Here is a 15,092-nt window from a genome sequence, read left to right as displayed (position 1 = left end):
GTAAAGTCCTTGCGGCACTTTTTAGAATAATTTTTTCGACCAGCCTAGTTTTGTACTTAACGTATTGAAATAACTGTAGTCCTTTGGATGAATAAGATTAAGGTGAAAATCACTACGGCGAATTAATACTTCTTCACCCTCCTGAATCGGTAGTGCTATCTGGCTATCACAGCTTATTTCCAGGTCGCTGGTGATTTGCGAAAACTTCAATCGGATGGTGCTGCTACTATTAATGACCAGAGGTCTGGCGGTTAGAGTGTGTGGGAACATCGGGACCAATACGATGGCGTCTAGGGTGGGGGTGAGGATTGGACCACCAGCCGAGAGCGAATAAGCCGTCGAGCCGGTAGGGGTGGCAATGATCAGGCCGTCTGAACGTTGAGAAAAAGCGAAGCGGTTATCGATATACACTTCGAATTCAATCATATGTGCCACTTTACCCGGATGCAAAACCACTTCATTGATTGCTGTGCTGATGCGGCTTTGCTGATTGGTACGAGTCACTTGTACTTCTAGTAAGAAGCGTTGTTCGCTTAGGTATTCGCCTTCCAGTACATCTGAAAGTTGTTGTTGGGCATTATCCGGGTCCAAATCAGTCAGAAAGCCCAGATTGCCTCGGTTGACACCGATGACTTTGATATCATAGCGAGCGAGTACTCGCGCGGCACCGAGCATATTGCCGTCGCCCCCGACCACCACGGCTAAATCGGCTTTTTGGCCAATATCAGCCAAGCTGCCGGTAATGGCATCGGTTAAATTTAGATCTTTGGCGATCTGCTGTTCAACCATCACGTCATAACCTTTGGCGTTTAACCAGTGGTAGAGCATCTCATGGGTGGCAAGTGCAGCCGGATGCCGTGGGTGACCGACAATACCAATACAATTGAATCTTTTATTATTCATTGCCGTGATTTTCCTTACTGGGGTGTCTTTTACCCCACATTATGACCGGTTCCCTTGAATCCCCGGTTTTGATCCCCATAATAAGCCAAGTAGCGAGATTAATGCTAAAACGCGGAGATATCCATGAGTAGTAAAGAACAGAAAACACCAAACGAGCAAGTCTCGGAAGAAATGGAAAATGCAGCAGAGCAGCAAGTGGAAGCGACACAAGAGACGGGTGAAGGTGTAGATCCGCGTGTTGCCGAGCTTGAAGCGCAGTTGGCTGCAGCCGTACAGCGTGAGCGCGAAAGCTTGCTACGCGCTAAGGCTGAAGTTGAGAATATCCGTCGTCGTACTGAATTGGATGTTGAAAAAGCGCATAAGTTTGCACTGGAAAGATTTTCATCTGAATTATTGCCAGTGATCGATAATCTGGAACGTGCACTGGATACTGCTGATAAAAGCAATGCCGAACTGACTTCGATGATTGAAGGTGTCGAGTTGACGCTGAAATCACTGCTCGATGCAGTAGGTAAATTCGGCATTGAGGTTGTCGCTGATACCCATGTGCCGTTTAATCCTGATGTTCATCAGGCAATGACGATGCTTGAATCTGCTGATCATGAACCAAATCATGTGATGATGGTGATGCAAAAAGGCTATACGCTAAATGGCCGTTTGCTACGCCCGGCAATGGTTGCGGTATCTAAAGCGAAAGCTTAAGGTGTCCTGACGTGAAAAAGGCACCTTCGGGTGCCTTTTTTTATTTAACTATCTTGGTATTTTAATCTGCTGTTGGTAGTTTTGGTTGCCAATCAATAGCTTGTTGATTGTGCTGTTGCAGTAGCTGATTTGCTTGTGAAAAGTGCTTACAACCAAGAAAACCACGATGGGCAGACAGCGGCGATGGGTGCGGCGCTTTTAAAATAAAGTGGCGTTGGGTATCAATGATCCGGCCCTTCTTCTGGGCATGTGCTCCCCACAGCATAAAAATCACCCCATCACGATGTTCATTCAGGGCTGCAATGACTTTATCAGTGAAGGTTTCCCAACCAAGGTTAGCATGAGAGTGCGCATTACCTGCTTCAACGGTTAGCACGGTATTGAGCAGCAATACCCCTTGTTCGGCCCAGCTTTGCAAGAAGCCATGATTGGGGCGCTCAAAGCCTGGAATATCGGTAGCCAACTCTTTGTACATGTTCACCAAAGAGGGAGGCGCCGGCACACCAGGTAACACAGAAAATGATAATCCATGTGCTTGATTGGGGCCGTGGTAGGGGTCTTGCCCTAAAATAACCACTTTAACCTGATCCAATTCAGTCAGGCGGAATGCGTTAAATACATCTTTTTGCGCAGGATAGATAGTCTTGCCAGCACTGCGTTCTGCTGCCACATAGGCCAGTGTATCTCTAAAGTAAGGCTGTTCTTTTTCCTGGCCGATCACATCGTGCCAGGTAAGGGAGGCAGACATAAACACTCTCCTTGGTTTCTGCAAAGTATTGATGTGCGTTAGCTTACCGGTTCAAACCGGTGAGTGAAACCGTTAAACCTGACTCTGTGACGTAATGATGATTTTTTGACCTTTTTATGCAAAAAATGTTGAAAATTTACAAAAATATTTGCTGTCAGTCGTTTTGATAAAATTGATATAAAACATAAATTTGCCGATGGAGTTATTACTGACATGGCCGAAAGATTGATTTAAGTCAAAGAATTGCGACGGTCTGACTGGTATACAGAACAATAAGACAACAATGGTTTTACCAAATAACCAAGATAGTTTCTCCCCCTTGGAATTTATATCCGCATTATGGAGGCACCAAATGATTACTGGTATTCAAATTACTAAAGCTAACAATGAAGCCTTACTGAACTCTTTTTGGCTGTTGGATGATGAAAAATCTGAATTGCGCTGCGTTTGCGCTAAAGCGGGTTATGCCGAAGATCAGATAGTTCCTGCCAGTGAGTTAGGCCAGATTGAATATCGCGAAGTTCCACTGGAAGTGCAGCCAACAGTGCGTGTTGAAGGTGGTCAGCATTTGAACGTTAACGTTCTGCGCCGCGAAACACTGGAAGATGCAGTGAAAAATCCAGAAAAATATCCTCAGTTGACGATTCGTGTTTCTGGCTATGCAGTGCGTTTTAACTCTCTGACACCAGAACAACAACGTGATGTGATTACTCGTACTTTCACTGAAAGTCTGTAATTTTTGTCATAACGTTTAAGTCATTCAAAAATTCTAAGGGAGCTTCGGCTCCCTTTTTCATCTCTGCTATTTAGTGGTCGATAAATTTGATAACGATCACACTTCTCTATATTTATAAGTAAATCTTATCATTTCTATTTAAGAACTCATCCGATGTGTCGATAGATAAACCCATAACGCCGAACTAATTATCTGGATTATCTTTCGACAAGGAGTTGGCATGAGTGGACCTGTCAGTTTGATTGGGCCTACTGCATTAGTAGGTTTAATGAGTCAAGTGAACCCATCGGAACTGCCAAAGAGGGATGTCACCACCGCGGACAAGCCTTCAGTGGGACAACCGACTCATCATACAGCAGCAACGCTGGCAGGTAATGAGCTTTGTTACAGTATGCAAGCTAACGTTAGCCTGACACGAAGTAACGGATCTGCGACGGGGAGTGAGCATGTTGCGATATCAAATGGACAAGGATCACAGCAAGGGGACTATTCATTAGCATTACTCGCTAAAGATGTTTACGCTCCTGCTGCTGGGAGCATCGGCGGGTTTACACGTTTGAGTGATGGTGAGTTACTGGCTGCGGGAATAGATCCGGCGAGTTTATTTAATAGTGCTTCAGGATTTCAGGCTGGGATTTATCATGATAATCAGCAGTATGTTTTATCCTTTGCCGGTACCAATGATGTAAATGATTGGCTAAGTAACATCCGGCAAGCCACTGGCTACGATGATGTACAGTATAATCAAGCCGTTGCTGTAGGGAAAACAGCAAAAATGGCATTTGGTGATGCGCTGGTGATTACCGGGCACTCATTGGGGGGCGGTTTGGCGGCGACCGCAGCATTAGCGAGTGGAACATTTGCGGTGACATTTAATGCCGCGGGTGTTTCAGACCATACCATAAATCGCCTTGGTATGGACCCCACTCAAGCACGGATTTCAGCAGGAAACGGTGGTGTGCGCTGCTATAGCGAACAATATGATTTGCTGACAGATGCACAGGAATCTACGTGGTTAATTCCTGATGCGGTAGGCCATAAAATCACTCTGACAAATAGTGACAAACTCACAGGGATAGATGATTGGCTGCCACATAAGCACCTTGAACGCCGCTTATCGGCACACAGTATTGATAAAGTGATCAGCTCAATGAGTGAACAACAACCTTGGGAGCGGCAGTATGCCTGAATCGACACTGGCAATGAGGGTGAGGCGCCATTTGCGTTATGCCATCTACGGTGTTTTGATGCCATTAATAAGTTTTGAGGGGCAGGCGATGACAGATATTAATACAGCTTTTACTGATCCGACTGTAATACCGATCGCTGATGCGATTGTCCACGGAGATGTAAAACAGATCCATCAGTTAGCAAATGAAAAGTTGTTGCAGCAGCAAGGTGATCGGTCGCTAACCCTGATGCAGTGGGCTATTCTCAACCAACAGCCAGAAAGTTTAGCGGCGTTGCTGCAAGAGCATGCTGATCCATTTCAGTCGGGCATGCAGGGTGATACCGCCTGGCATACGGCGGCTAGTGTGCAAGATGCGCATTACCTGCAAATTTTACTTGAAGGTCGTATGAAACCTAATGCGCGCAATAGTGTGACACTGGCGACGCCATTGGCTGCGGCTGTTATGGCGGGGCGCGGAGTTCAGGTTATCCTGCTGTTAGTTGCTGGGGTCGATCCGAATATGGCTGATCGGATGGGGGATACACCACTGCATTTAGCGGGCAAAACCAATGCGCCAGATCTGGCATTGCGGCTATTAAAAGCCGGTGCTGATCCTGAATTACGCAACAAGCAGGGGGCGACCTTTCAACAATATTTTGCCATGACGCCTTTGAATATTCAAAGTGCTGAAATGCAACAAAAACACCAGCAATTGAATACCTGGCTGCGCGGGAAGAAACTCGCTGAGATTTATCAGCAGTAGCAGAATATTAGCCGGATAGGCTAAAACGCAACTTGAGTGCGAAATACAGTAAGGTTGTCGCCATCGTGCTGATAATAAAAAAGCCGCTATTGTAAGCGGCTTCTTCGCAAGAATGCTAAATCAATCAGCACTCTTGGTATCAGGTTTTTCCTTTGGCTTACGCCGCTTACCAACATTTTTGGCATCGCGGTGACGTACCTTAACCTTTACCTTCTCTTTGCTGGCTTCTTTTAGCTCTTTACGCTTTGCTAAAACCTTTTTAGAAGGCTTACCGGTGGTTTTTTCGCTTGGTGCCTTACTGGTCGGGCGTAATTCATCAATAACCCGTGGCTTCAATGGTTCGTTCAGATAACGGCCAATTTTACCCAGCAATAGATGGTCATGCGCTTCAACTAATGAGATAGCAACACCTTTGCGCCCGGCGCGGCCAGTACGGCCAATACGGTGCAGATAGACGTCAGATGTCAGCGGCAGATCAAAGTTGAATACATGACTGATATCGTCGATGTCGAGGCCGCGTGAAGCCACATCAGTGGCAACCAGAACATTAACCCGGCCATCGCCTAAACGAATAACGGCTTCGGTGCGCTTCGCCTGAACCATTTCACCTTCGAGGAACCAGGCGTTAATTCCGGCCTCACGTAGCCAACTGACCAGTTGGTGTACCTTTTCACGGGTTCTGACGAAAATGATGGATTTCTGCACTTCCGGTTGCTTGAGCAGATGCACGAGCAGCGCGGTTTTGTGTTCGATATTGTCAGCACGATAGTACCATTGCTGAATTTTTTTACGTTCGCGACGAGATGGATCGGCTTCCAACTCTACCGGCTCATTCAGGATGCGTTCCGCAAACTCACGGATAGCTTCACCTTCAAGCGTGGCGGAGAACAGTAAGGTTTGTTTACGCCAGCGAGTCTCTGCGGCGATGGTTTCAATGTCCTGCGCAAAGCCCATATCCAGCATACGGTCGGCTTCGTCCAGAATCAGGGTTTCTACTGCCCGACAGTCAAAGTTCTCTTCTTTGATGTATTGCAACAAGCGGCCAGTGGTCGCAACAACGATATCCTGATTTTCACTAAACACTTCCGCGTGGTTCATATAAGCCACACCGCCGGTGATCGTGGCGATATCCAGTTGTGTATGCTTGGCCAATTCACGGGCTTGATCCGCAACTTGCATGGCTAATTCACGGGTTGGCGTCAGGATCAGTATCCGTGGCGGGCCAGATTTTTTGCGTGGGAAATCGAGCAAATGCTGCAAGGCAGGCAGCAAAAAGGCGGCAGTTTTGCCAGTACCTGTTGGAGCCGAACCCAATACATCGCGCCCATCCATAGCTGGCGGAATAGCCGCAGCTTGAATGGCGGTAGGGCGCTCATAGCCTTTGTCGCGCAGTGCGTCAATCAGGCGTTCATCGAGATCGAGTTCGGAAAAATTGGTTACAGTCATGGTCTTCCTCTACTTGGGGCGCCGATTATAGACGGGTTAGCCGAATTCTTCACCTGTTTAAGCGGTAATGATGTCTTTTCCCTTCAATCATATTGTCCTATGCTACGCCGGTTATGGATTCTGGTGACTAATGTGGGCGAACAATTGAAAAAAAAACCGGTGTTACGTGGTGGTGGTTTCACTTTTAAACAATTCTTTGTGGCACATGATTGCTGTGCGATGAAGGTAGGCACTGATGGTGTTCTACTTGGGGCTTGGGTGCCGGTGGAAAAAGCCCGTAAAGTGCTGGATATCGGTTGTGGCAGTGGACTTATTGCTCTAATGATTGCTCAACGTTCAACATCTGAGGTATTGATTGATGGCGTTGAACTGGAGCCAGAAGCCGCACGGCAGGCAAGCAGCAATGCGGCGTCATCTCCCTGGGCTGAGCGGGTTCGTATTTATCAGCAGGACGTGCACCAGTTTGCTGAAAACCACCCTCATCAGTATGATCTGATTGTCAGCAATCCACCTTATTTTGCTCCGGCGGTCGCCTGCCGGGATGAGGCCCGCGATACTGCGCGTTACACCGGCTCCTTAACGCATGATGCTTTACTAAACTGTGCTGAGAAGCTTATCACACCGAGCGGTGCGTTTTGTGTGGTTTTACCTCATGACTTGGGAATTGAACTCTCCCGCCTTGCTATTCAACAAAACTGGTTCGTTCACTGCCAAGTAGACATCAGGGATCGTCCTGGTAAGCCGCTAAATAGAATGTTATTGACGTTATCGCGCCAGACGGGAAAGACGGAGTATCAGCATTTAGCTTTGCGTCAATCTGAAGGGGTCTATTCCCCTGAGTTTTGTCAGTTGATCAGCGAGTTTTATCTCAACTATTAGTTATCGTGATAAGTGGTTGTAGTGATAAGTCAAAAATCAGGATAAGCAGGGCGCGATAGTGAACCGCGCCCTGAAAAGCTATTATGGATGGAGAATGGTAGGCTGTGGATTCTCTATTTGATCAGGATAATCAAGCGTATAATGCAAACCACGGCTCTCTTTACGCTCCATGGCACAGCGCACGATTAACTCAGCGACCTGCACGAGGTTACGTAATTCCAGCAGATTATTGGAGATACGGAAGTTGGCATAATATTCATCAATCTCCTGCTGTAATGTGTTGATACGGCGTAAAGCGCGCTCTAAGCGTTTGGTGGTGCGCACAATACCGACGTAATCCCACATGAATAAACGCAGTTCATGCCAGTTATGCTGAATGACGACACGTTCATCAGAGTTATCAACACGGCTTTCGTCCCAGTCTGGCAAATGTTTCGCCAATTTGGCATGTGGCAAGCGCATAAGAATATCTTCAGCGGCAGACCAGCCATACACCAGGCACTCGAGTAGAGAGTTAGAAGCCATGCGGTTAGCGCCATGCAAGCCGGTATAGCTGACTTCGCCAATCGCATATAAACCATCCAGGTCAGTACGCCCATGTTGGTCTACCATTACACCGCCACAGGTATAGTGAGCAGCAGGTACGATAGGAATGGCTTCTTTGGTCAGATCGATACCGAGCGACAGTAGTTTTTCGTAGATCATCGGGAAGTGTTGCATCACGAAATCAGTCGGTTTATGACTGATATCTAGATACATACAATCAGCACCGAGGCGCTTCATCTCATGGTCTATGGCGCGGGCGACGATATCACGCGGGCCCAACTCCCCTCGGGGGTCAAAATCAAGCATAAAGCGGCTGCCGTCAGGGCGCTTAAGGTAAGCACCTTCGCCACGTAATGCTTCGGTCAGTAAGAAGTTACGCGCTTGCGGATGGAACAAGCAGGTAGGATGAAATTGGTTAAATTCTAAATTAGCGACACGACACCCAGCACGCCATGCCATGGCGATACCATCGCCAGAAGAGATATCGGGGTTAGTGGTATATTGGTAAACTTTGGCGGCACCACCGGTAGCTAAAACGACCGCTTTAGCCCGAAAAGTTTCAACTTTCTCAAGCTCCCGGTTCCAGATATAAGCGCCGACCACACGTTTAGTGCCCGTCAGACCAATTTTATTGGACGTGATAAGATCGACAGCATTACAGCGTTCTTTCACTAAAATGTTAGGGTGGGTCCTTGCTTTACCTACCAGGGTGGTTTCTACTTCTTTACCTGTAGCATCAGCAGTATGCAGTATACGGCGATGGCTATGGCCGCCTTCACGGGTAAGGTGATAACGTTCTTCGCCGCTGGCATTGGTTTCGGTATCAAACAGGACGCCTTGATCAATAAGCCATTGCACGCAAGAGCGGGCGTTACTGGCAATAAACTCTACGGCGTCTTTGTCACAAAGCCCGGCCCCAGCAATCAGGGTGTCATCGACATGTGAACTAATGCTGTCAGTTTCATCAAAAACGGCAGCAATACCTCCCTGAGCATAAAAAGTGGCACCTTCATTAAGTGGCCCTTTGCTGAGAACAGTTACTTTACAATGTGGCGCCAGGCGTAAAGCCAATGACAAACCGGCAGCGCCACTCCCGATGATCAATACATCGCTAACGTGTTCAGATGATGATTGCATATCGTATGATGTGTGCAGAAGAAGAGTGAAATTCATGTTAGCCTATCTGCCAGAGCAAAAGCTATGGCTATAAGATGTCTAAAGAATATTCAGACAAATAATCTGGCAACATGGAACTTTGCAATTTTTATAAACTCCAAGCGTGTGCTTGCTCAGGAAAATAAAGATATGGCTGGCAGTACTACTTTTAGCGTGAGGATAGATTTCGGGAGAGTTCACCTCGGATGAGCGAGCAGTTAACGGATCAGATGCTGGTTGAACGGGTCCAGAAAGGTGATCAGCAATCGTTCAATTTACTGGTAATTCGATACCAGCATAAGGTTGCGAGCCTTGTATCCCGCTATGTGCCTCAGGGTGATGTCCCTGATGTAGTTCAGGAATCTTTTATCAAAGCTTATCGTGCATTGGAGTCATTTCGTGGCGATAGCGCTTTCTATACGTGGCTTTACCGTATTGCTGTGAATACAGCAAAAAATTACTTAGTTGCTCAGGGGCGGCGCCCACCATCCAGTGATGTGGATGCAAATGATGCTGAAAATTACGAAAATGCGGGTGCATTGAAAGAAATATCGAACCCTGAGAACTTAATGTTGTCTGAAGAATTGAGGCAGATAGTTTTTAAAACCATAGAGTCACTTCCTGAAGATCTGCGGATGGCAATTACACTCAGGGAGTTAGATGGTCTAAGCTATGAAGAGATAGCTGTGATTATGGACTGTCCGGTCGGTACTGTTCGTTCCCGTATCTTCCGTGCCAGAGAGGCTATCGATAATAAAGTTCAGCCGCTAATTCAGCGATAAGCGGACACATAAAGGGTATTTGGCATGCAGAAAGAAAAGCTTTCCGCTCTGATGGACGGAGAAACTCTCGATAGTGAGCTGCTTGGTTCTTTATCGAAAGATAAAGCATTGCAGCAAAGCTGGCAGAGCTACCATTTAATCCGTGATACCCTGCGGGGGGATGTTGGTGAAGTCTTGCATCTGGATATCGCCAGCCGAGTCGCAGAGGCACTCAAAAACGAGCCTGCTCGTTTTGTACCTATTGCTGTGCCTGAATCTCAGCCACAACCTCATGTCTGGCAGAAAATGCCTTTCTGGCAAAAAGTTCGCCCATGGGCCAGCCAGATTACTCAGGTTGGGGTTGCCGCGTGTGTTTCTCTAGCGGTAATTGTTGGGGTTCAACAATACAACCAGCCCGAATCAGGTAATTTGCAACCAGAATCACCTGCATTTAATACCTTACCGATGATGGGTAAAGCCTCGCCAGTAAGTTTTGGTGTGCCTGCTGATGGTTCTTTCGGAACGTCTCAACAGCATCAGGTTCAGGAGCAACGTCGGCGAGTCAATATGATGACTCAATTGCAAGATTTTGAATTGCAACGCCGCTTGCCACAAACTGACGTGTTGCAGCAGCCTTCAACATCGACACAAGCCGCTATTCAGGTTCCCGGAACTCAGTCCTTAGGAATGCAGCAGCAGTAATGAAGCAACTTTGGTTCTCCGTCTGTTTAATGACGGGCAGCCTGTTCATGCCAACAATTGCTTCGGCGGAAACGACGCCGATAGCAATGTTGCAGGAAATGAGCAGTGCCAGCCAGTCGCTCAACTATGAGCTATCCTACATTAATGTTAATAAGCAAGGGATTGATTCTCTTCGCTATCGACATGCTATTTTAGATAAAAAAACCTTTGCGCAATTGCTGCGTATGGATGGCCCACGTACTGAGATCTTACAGCGTGGTAATGAAATAAGTTATTTCGAACCTGGTTTCGATGCTTTCACTCTGGCGGGTGAACATATAGTCGATGCATTGCCGTCTATCGTATTCCCCGATTTTGAAAAGCTGTCAAAATACTATAACTATATTGCACTTGGCCGTGCCCGTATTGCAGACCGACCATGTCAGGTTATTCGGGTAGTCGCCCGTGACAGTACCCGATACAGCTATATTATTTGGATGGATGAAACGAGCAAACTCCCAATGCGGGTAGATTTGTTAGATCGTGATGGTGAAACACTTGAGCAATTTCGTGTGATTTCTTTTGCTATCGGTGAACCTATTCAGGATATTTTGCAAGGTCTGGTAAAGCTCTCTTTACCGCCATTACTTGCATTACCTGCTAAAACCAAGGTTGATTTTACCTGGGCCCCACGTTGGTTGCCGGAAGGTGTTTCCGAGATTTCACGCAGTCGCCGTACATTACCGAATATGGAGGCACCAACAGAATCACGATTATATTCTGATGGGTTATTCAGTTTTTCAGTAAATATAAATCCGGCGGGTAAAGATGCGCCTTCAGAGCAATCCTTACGTCAAGGTCGTAGAACTGTGCATACTGAAGCTCGTAATAATGTTGAAATTACCATAGTTGGCGAGCTTCCGCCTACAACTGCAAAACGTATCGCTGACAGTATTGTTTTGGAATCAACAAAATGATGAAAGAATGGGCTACAGTTATTTCGTGGCAAAATGGTGTTGCTCTATTGCGTTGTGAACCACAGTCTGGTTGTGGGAGTTGCAATGCGCGCACTGGATGCGGTAGTCATTTATTAAATGAATTGGGGCCGGAGTCGGAGCACCAATTACAAATAGCTATCTCGCAACCGCTTGAACCTGGCCAAAAGGTTGAAGTCGGTGTTAGTGAGGGGAGTTTATTACGTTCTGCTTCTTTGGTTTATCTAACGCCTTTAGCCGGATTGATTGCGGGTGGCGGTTTATTTCAGGCTTTATTTGTCACCGATGCTTTTACTGCTCTAGGCGCTATTTTAGGTGCGGGGCTAGGTTTTTTGCTCGCCAGAACATTAGCCAGCAGAATTGAAGGACAGAGTGACTATCAACCAATGATTCTACAGATTGGTTTACCCCCAACGACTATACGAATTCAGTAACAGAATAATTCCTTTCCTCTTACCCATGATAGGCCGGAATACGGTTCTGTATCATATGTTCAACTAAAGCAATAAAAAGATCGGCACTGATAAGCGCTGAGTAATCTACTGAGAAAAGTATGTTACCTTTAGCATCAAATAAGCGTATTTTATCATGATCTTTCTCGCGTAACGTCTCGACACGCAGGATGTCTTCAATGCTGATAATACCGTCTGTTGTAATTAATGAGTGTGCACTAAGTGAAAGTGGAGTTGTATCTATCTGAACATTTTTCACCATGATTACATTTAAAAGACCATGGTATATGAGTGATTTTAGCCAGTTGTCATTCTTTTTAATTACATCAAATATAATTTTTTTCCCTCGGGATAAAGAGTTTAAACTTACTATCCCGACATGCATGACTTGTTGATGGATTATTGTGTTTATCAGCGGGTAAGCATTAGTTATATTATTAATTATAATATTCCATGGCTGCAGTTTAGAGGTGCGAAATGCCATTGTGTTAATTTTGCCATTAGGGTTTACTCCTGTATGGTATTTATGAATGTATTGTATTTTATTAAATGTAATAAAATAGACATTTCCACTGTGATGATTGAAGACCCGTACTCCTTTCTCATAAAGAAAGTAGGTAAACATTGGATTACAGTGTAAGCGCAAATACAGGAAGGTACTCAGCGAGATAGCTGCAATAGCGACACATAAGATCGAAAGAATTGATGGGGTTGAAAAAATAGATGTCGCTATTGATAAGGTAATTATTATAAAACTAAATACTAATATAAGTATTATTGCGACGATAGTGGCTCTGGAGTTATTTTTTCTAAACTCATGGCGGCTCAGTATTTTTCCTTCATCGATCATAATATTCTCCATATGGCCGCCAAGAGGATATTTCACTTGGTTGTTATAAAGTCACATGAATACTTTAAATTATTATCCGACAGGGTAAATGAGCATTTTCCGAAAATGAATTAATCATCAGTTCGACAAAATAGAAATATGTGCACCCCTAAATTAGGCAGGTAGGGTATCTATCGTGCTGATTATAATCAGTTAAATAATAGACACTAGTGCGCTTTATAAGCGATAGGTACAATAAAGTTATTGGTATTAAACTATTTTTACCGGGATATCAGCACGGAACAGCGCTAAGAGTATGTACTATCAATAGCGATGTAAGGTAAGGCGTTGATACATTTTTACAGGATAAATCAGCTAACAAGCTAAGTGTGATGCCTTTCACGAGGCAGACTTACAGTGTAAGATGCGTGCATATTTATGTGGGTAGTTTTGGGTTTGAGTCCATCGCTGTGTCCACCAATAATTAATTAAAGACAACGACTAGAGAAAAATTCATATAAATGAAGCACATAAGAAACTTTTCTATTATTGCCCATATTGACCACGGTAAGTCGACACTGTCGGACCGTATTATTCAGATTTGTGGCGGATTATCTGAGCGTGAAATGGCCGCTCAAGTACTGGATTCTATGGATCTGGAGCGTGAGCGTGGTATTACCATCAAGGCACAGAGTGTGACGCTTGATTACCATGCTAAAGATGGTCAAACCTATCAGCTCAATTTTATCGATACCCCTGGTCACGTTGACTTCTCTTATGAAGTTTCCCGCTCCTTAGCGGCTTGTGAAGGGGCGTTGCTGGTTGTTGACGCAGGGCAAGGCGTTGAAGCACAAACGCTGGCGAACTGCTACACCGCGATGGAAATGAATCTGGAAGTGGTTCCTGTTTTAAATAAAATCGACCTGCCGGCTGCTGACCCTGAGCGTGTTGCGGAAGAAATTGAAGACATCGTGGGCATTGATGCGACTGATGCGGTACGTTGCTCAGCGAAAACTGGTGTAGGTGTACCCGATATCCTTGAGCGTTTGGTGCGTGATATTCCGCCGCCAGAGGGTGATCCTGATGGTCCATTGCAAGCGCTAATTATCGATTCCTGGTTTGATAATTATCTGGGTGTTGTATCGTTAATTCGTATTAAAAATGGCTCATTGCGTAAAGGCGATAAGGTTAAAGTAATGAGTACCGGGCAGAGTTATAATGCTGAGCGCCTCGGTATTTTTACGCCAAAACGTATAGATCGCGATATGTTGAACTGCGGTGAGGTTGGCTGGTTGGTGTGTGCGATAAAAGACATTTTAGGCGCACCGGTCGGCGACACATTGACTCTGACCCGTAACCCGGCGGAGAAGTCATTACCTGGCTTTAAGAAAGTAAAACCACAGGTTTATGCAGGTCTGTTCCCTATTAGTTCAGACGATTATGAAGCTTTCCGTGATGCACTGGGCAAGTTGAGTCTTAATGACGCCTCTTTGTTCTACGAACCAGAAAGCTCTACCGCATTGGGCTTTGGTTTCCGCTGTGGCTTCCTTGGCTTACTGCACATGGAGATCATTCAGGAGCGTCTGGAGCGTGAGTACGATCTGGAGTTGATCACCACCGCACCGACGGTCGTATATGAAGTGATCACCACCAGTCAGGAAACTGTTTACGTTGATAGCCCATCCAAGCTGCCTGCGTTGAACAACATCGAAGAGCTACGCGAGCCAATTGCTGAGTGTCATATGCTGTTGCCGCAGGAATACCTGGGTAACGTCATCACGTTGTGTATTGAAAAACGTGGTATGCAGACCAACATGGTTTACCACGGTAACCAAGTGGCGCTGACGTATGAAATTCCGATGGCTGAAGTGGTGCTCGATTTCTTCGATCGCCTGAAGTCGACATCCCGTGGCTACGCCTCGCTGGATTACAATTTCAAACGTTTCCAGACCTCTGACATGGTGCGTGTTGATGTGTTAATCAACAACGAGCGTGTAGATGCGCTGGCGCTTATTACCCATCGTGATAATGCGCAATACCGTGGCCGTGATCTGGTTGAGAAAATGAAAGAATTGATCCCGCGCCAGCAATTTGATATTGCAATTCAGGCTGCTATCGGTAACCACATCATTGCCCGTTCTACTGTGAAACAGTTACGTAAAAACGTACTGGCGAAGTGTTATGGCGGTGACGTTAGCCGTAAGAAGAAACTTTTGCAGAAACAGAAAGACGGTAAAAAACGTATGAAACAGGTCGGTAACGTTGAATTACCGCAAGAGGCTTTCCTGGCTATTCTGCACGTTGGAAAAGACAGTAAATAAGGAG

Annotated in this window: 15 protein-coding genes; 10 read left to right on the top strand and 5 right to left on the bottom strand. The window is 45.9% G+C overall.

The annotated features are described in order from the left end of the window. Positions 1-21 precede the first annotated feature (21 nt). The gene (gene nadK / locus ACWJJO_RS17065; RefSeq protein WP_083163112.1) at positions 22-903 is read right to left on the bottom strand and encodes an NAD(+) kinase; all 882 of its coding nucleotides are present in this window, start codon (positions 901-903) and stop codon (positions 22-24) included. Between the two features lie 123 nt (positions 904-1,026). On the opposite strand from nadK, the gene grpE reads away from it, so the two are divergent. Further along, on the top strand, positions 1,027-1,605 hold the full coding sequence (grpE, locus tag ACWJJO_RS17060) for a nucleotide exchange factor GrpE (protein ID WP_083163114.1): 579 nt from the start codon (positions 1,027-1,029) through the stop codon (positions 1,603-1,605). A 61-nt stretch (positions 1,606-1,666) separates the two neighbouring features. On the opposite strand, the gene ung is transcribed toward grpE, so the two are convergent. Further along, positions 1,667-2,353: a uracil-DNA glycosylase gene (gene ung, locus ACWJJO_RS17055; protein WP_372569481.1), complete on the bottom strand. Its 687-nt coding sequence runs from the start codon at positions 2,351-2,353 to the stop codon at positions 1,667-1,669. 352 nt (positions 2,354-2,705) lie between these two features. Between ung and grcA the strand changes: the two genes are divergently transcribed. The 3 genes from grcA (at position 2,706) to ACWJJO_RS17040 (ending at position 5,023) form a co-directional block, all read left to right on the top strand. Further along, on the top strand, positions 2,706-3,089 hold the full coding sequence (gene grcA, locus ACWJJO_RS17050; RefSeq protein WP_005188661.1) for an autonomous glycyl radical cofactor GrcA: 384 nt from the start codon (positions 2,706-2,708) through the stop codon (positions 3,087-3,089). 220 nt (positions 3,090-3,309) lie between these two features. Next, positions 3,310-4,278: a Tle-like phospholipase domain-containing protein gene (locus ACWJJO_RS17045; RefSeq protein WP_083163118.1), complete on the top strand. Its 969-nt coding sequence runs from the start codon at positions 3,310-3,312 to the stop codon at positions 4,276-4,278. 88 nt (positions 4,279-4,366) lie between these two features. Next, on the top strand, positions 4,367-5,023 hold the full coding sequence (locus ACWJJO_RS17040; protein ID WP_083164120.1) for an ankyrin repeat domain-containing protein: 657 nt from the start codon (positions 4,367-4,369) through the stop codon (positions 5,021-5,023). Between the two features lie 120 nt (positions 5,024-5,143). Here ACWJJO_RS17040 and srmB read toward each other — a convergent pair whose 3' ends face one another. Next, a complete protein-coding gene (gene srmB, locus ACWJJO_RS17035; RefSeq protein WP_005188653.1) occupies positions 5,144-6,469 on the bottom strand; it encodes an ATP-dependent RNA helicase SrmB in 1,326 nt (441 codons plus the stop codon). A 132-nt stretch (positions 6,470-6,601) separates the two neighbouring features. Between srmB and trmN the strand changes: the two genes are divergently transcribed. Continuing rightward, positions 6,602-7,348, top strand: coding sequence for a tRNA(1)(Val) (adenine(37)-N(6))-methyltransferase TrmN (gene trmN / locus ACWJJO_RS17030; RefSeq protein ID WP_481091284.1), 747 nt, complete (start codon positions 6,602-6,604; stop codon positions 7,346-7,348). A gap of 81 nt (positions 7,349-7,429) precedes the next feature. Here the strand turns inward: trmN and nadB are convergent, their stop codons facing one another. Continuing rightward, positions 7,430-9,031, bottom strand: coding sequence for an L-aspartate oxidase (gene nadB, locus ACWJJO_RS17025; protein ID WP_481091283.1), 1,602 nt, complete (start codon positions 9,029-9,031; stop codon positions 7,430-7,432). Positions 9,032-9,255: 224 nt separating this feature from the next. Between nadB and rpoE the strand changes: the two genes are divergently transcribed. The 4 genes from rpoE to rseC are packed head-to-tail and all read left to right on the top strand — an operon-like array spanning position 9,256 to position 11,920. Then, entirely contained in the window at positions 9,256-9,831 is a 576-nt protein-coding gene (rpoE, locus tag ACWJJO_RS17020; protein ID WP_005159396.1) for an RNA polymerase sigma factor RpoE, read from the top strand. Positions 9,832-9,855: 24 nt separating this feature from the next. Beyond that, positions 9,856-10,512 (top strand): anti-sigma-E factor RseA, encoded by a 657-nt coding sequence (rseA, locus tag ACWJJO_RS17015; RefSeq protein ID WP_083163122.1) that lies wholly within the window; start codon positions 9,856-9,858, stop codon positions 10,510-10,512. Further along, a complete protein-coding gene (rseB, locus tag ACWJJO_RS17010) occupies positions 10,512-11,468 on the top strand; it encodes a sigma-E factor regulatory protein RseB (protein WP_083163124.1) in 957 nt (318 codons plus the stop codon). Before rseA ends, rseB begins: the two co-directional genes overlap by 1 nt. Further along, positions 11,465-11,920, top strand: coding sequence for a SoxR-reducing system protein RseC (gene rseC / locus ACWJJO_RS17005; protein ID WP_442847610.1), 456 nt, complete (start codon positions 11,465-11,467; stop codon positions 11,918-11,920). Before rseB ends, rseC begins: the two co-directional genes overlap by 4 nt. Before the next feature lie 19 nt (positions 11,921-11,939). Here the strand turns inward: rseC and ACWJJO_RS17000 are convergent, their stop codons facing one another. Further along, positions 11,940-12,788, bottom strand: a complete 849-nt coding sequence (locus ACWJJO_RS17000; protein WP_481091282.1) for a hypothetical protein — start codon at positions 12,786-12,788, stop codon at positions 11,940-11,942. A gap of 500 nt (positions 12,789-13,288) precedes the next feature. On the opposite strand from ACWJJO_RS17000, the gene lepA reads away from it, so the two are divergent. Beyond that, positions 13,289-15,088: a translation elongation factor 4 gene (gene lepA / locus ACWJJO_RS16995; RefSeq protein ID WP_083163131.1), complete on the top strand. Its 1,800-nt coding sequence runs from the start codon at positions 13,289-13,291 to the stop codon at positions 15,086-15,088. Positions 15,089-15,092: the final 4 nt, after the last annotated feature.

Source organism: Yersinia antarctica, assembly GCF_056636475.1.
Note: the sequence above shows the minus strand (reverse complement) of the source record. Positions and strands in the feature narration are given on the sequence as shown.

Coding starts and splice junctions, on each gene's coding strand:
- nadK (WP_083163112.1), bottom strand. CDS start 903: ATGAATAATAAAAGATTCAATTGTATTGGTATTGTCGGTCACCCACGG.
- grpE (WP_083163114.1), top strand. CDS start 1,027: ATGAGTAGTAAAGAACAGAAAACACCAAACGAGCAAGTCTCGGAAGAA.
- ung (WP_372569481.1), bottom strand. CDS start 2,353: ATGTCTGCCTCCCTTACCTGGCACGATGTGATCGGCCAGGAAAAAGAA.
- grcA (WP_005188661.1), top strand. CDS start 2,706: ATGATTACTGGTATTCAAATTACTAAAGCTAACAATGAAGCCTTACTG.
- ACWJJO_RS17045 (WP_083163118.1), top strand. CDS start 3,310: ATGAGTGGACCTGTCAGTTTGATTGGGCCTACTGCATTAGTAGGTTTA.
- ACWJJO_RS17040 (WP_083164120.1), top strand. CDS start 4,367: ATGACAGATATTAATACAGCTTTTACTGATCCGACTGTAATACCGATC.
- srmB (WP_005188653.1), bottom strand. CDS start 6,469: ATGACTGTAACCAATTTTTCCGAACTCGATCTCGATGAACGCCTGATT.
- nadB (WP_481091283.1), bottom strand. CDS start 9,031: ATGCAATCATCATCTGAACACGTTAGCGATGTATTGATCATCGGGAGT.
- rpoE (WP_005159396.1), top strand. CDS start 9,256: ATGAGCGAGCAGTTAACGGATCAGATGCTGGTTGAACGGGTCCAGAAA.
- rseA (WP_083163122.1), top strand. CDS start 9,856: ATGCAGAAAGAAAAGCTTTCCGCTCTGATGGACGGAGAAACTCTCGAT.
- rseB (WP_083163124.1), top strand. CDS start 10,512: ATGAAGCAACTTTGGTTCTCCGTCTGTTTAATGACGGGCAGCCTGTTC.
- rseC (WP_442847610.1), top strand. CDS start 11,465: ATGATGAAAGAATGGGCTACAGTTATTTCGTGGCAAAATGGTGTTGCT.
- ACWJJO_RS17000 (WP_481091282.1), bottom strand. CDS start 12,788: ATGATCGATGAAGGAAAAATACTGAGCCGCCATGAGTTTAGAAAAAAT.
- lepA (WP_083163131.1), top strand. CDS start 13,289: ATGAAGCACATAAGAAACTTTTCTATTATTGCCCATATTGACCACGGT.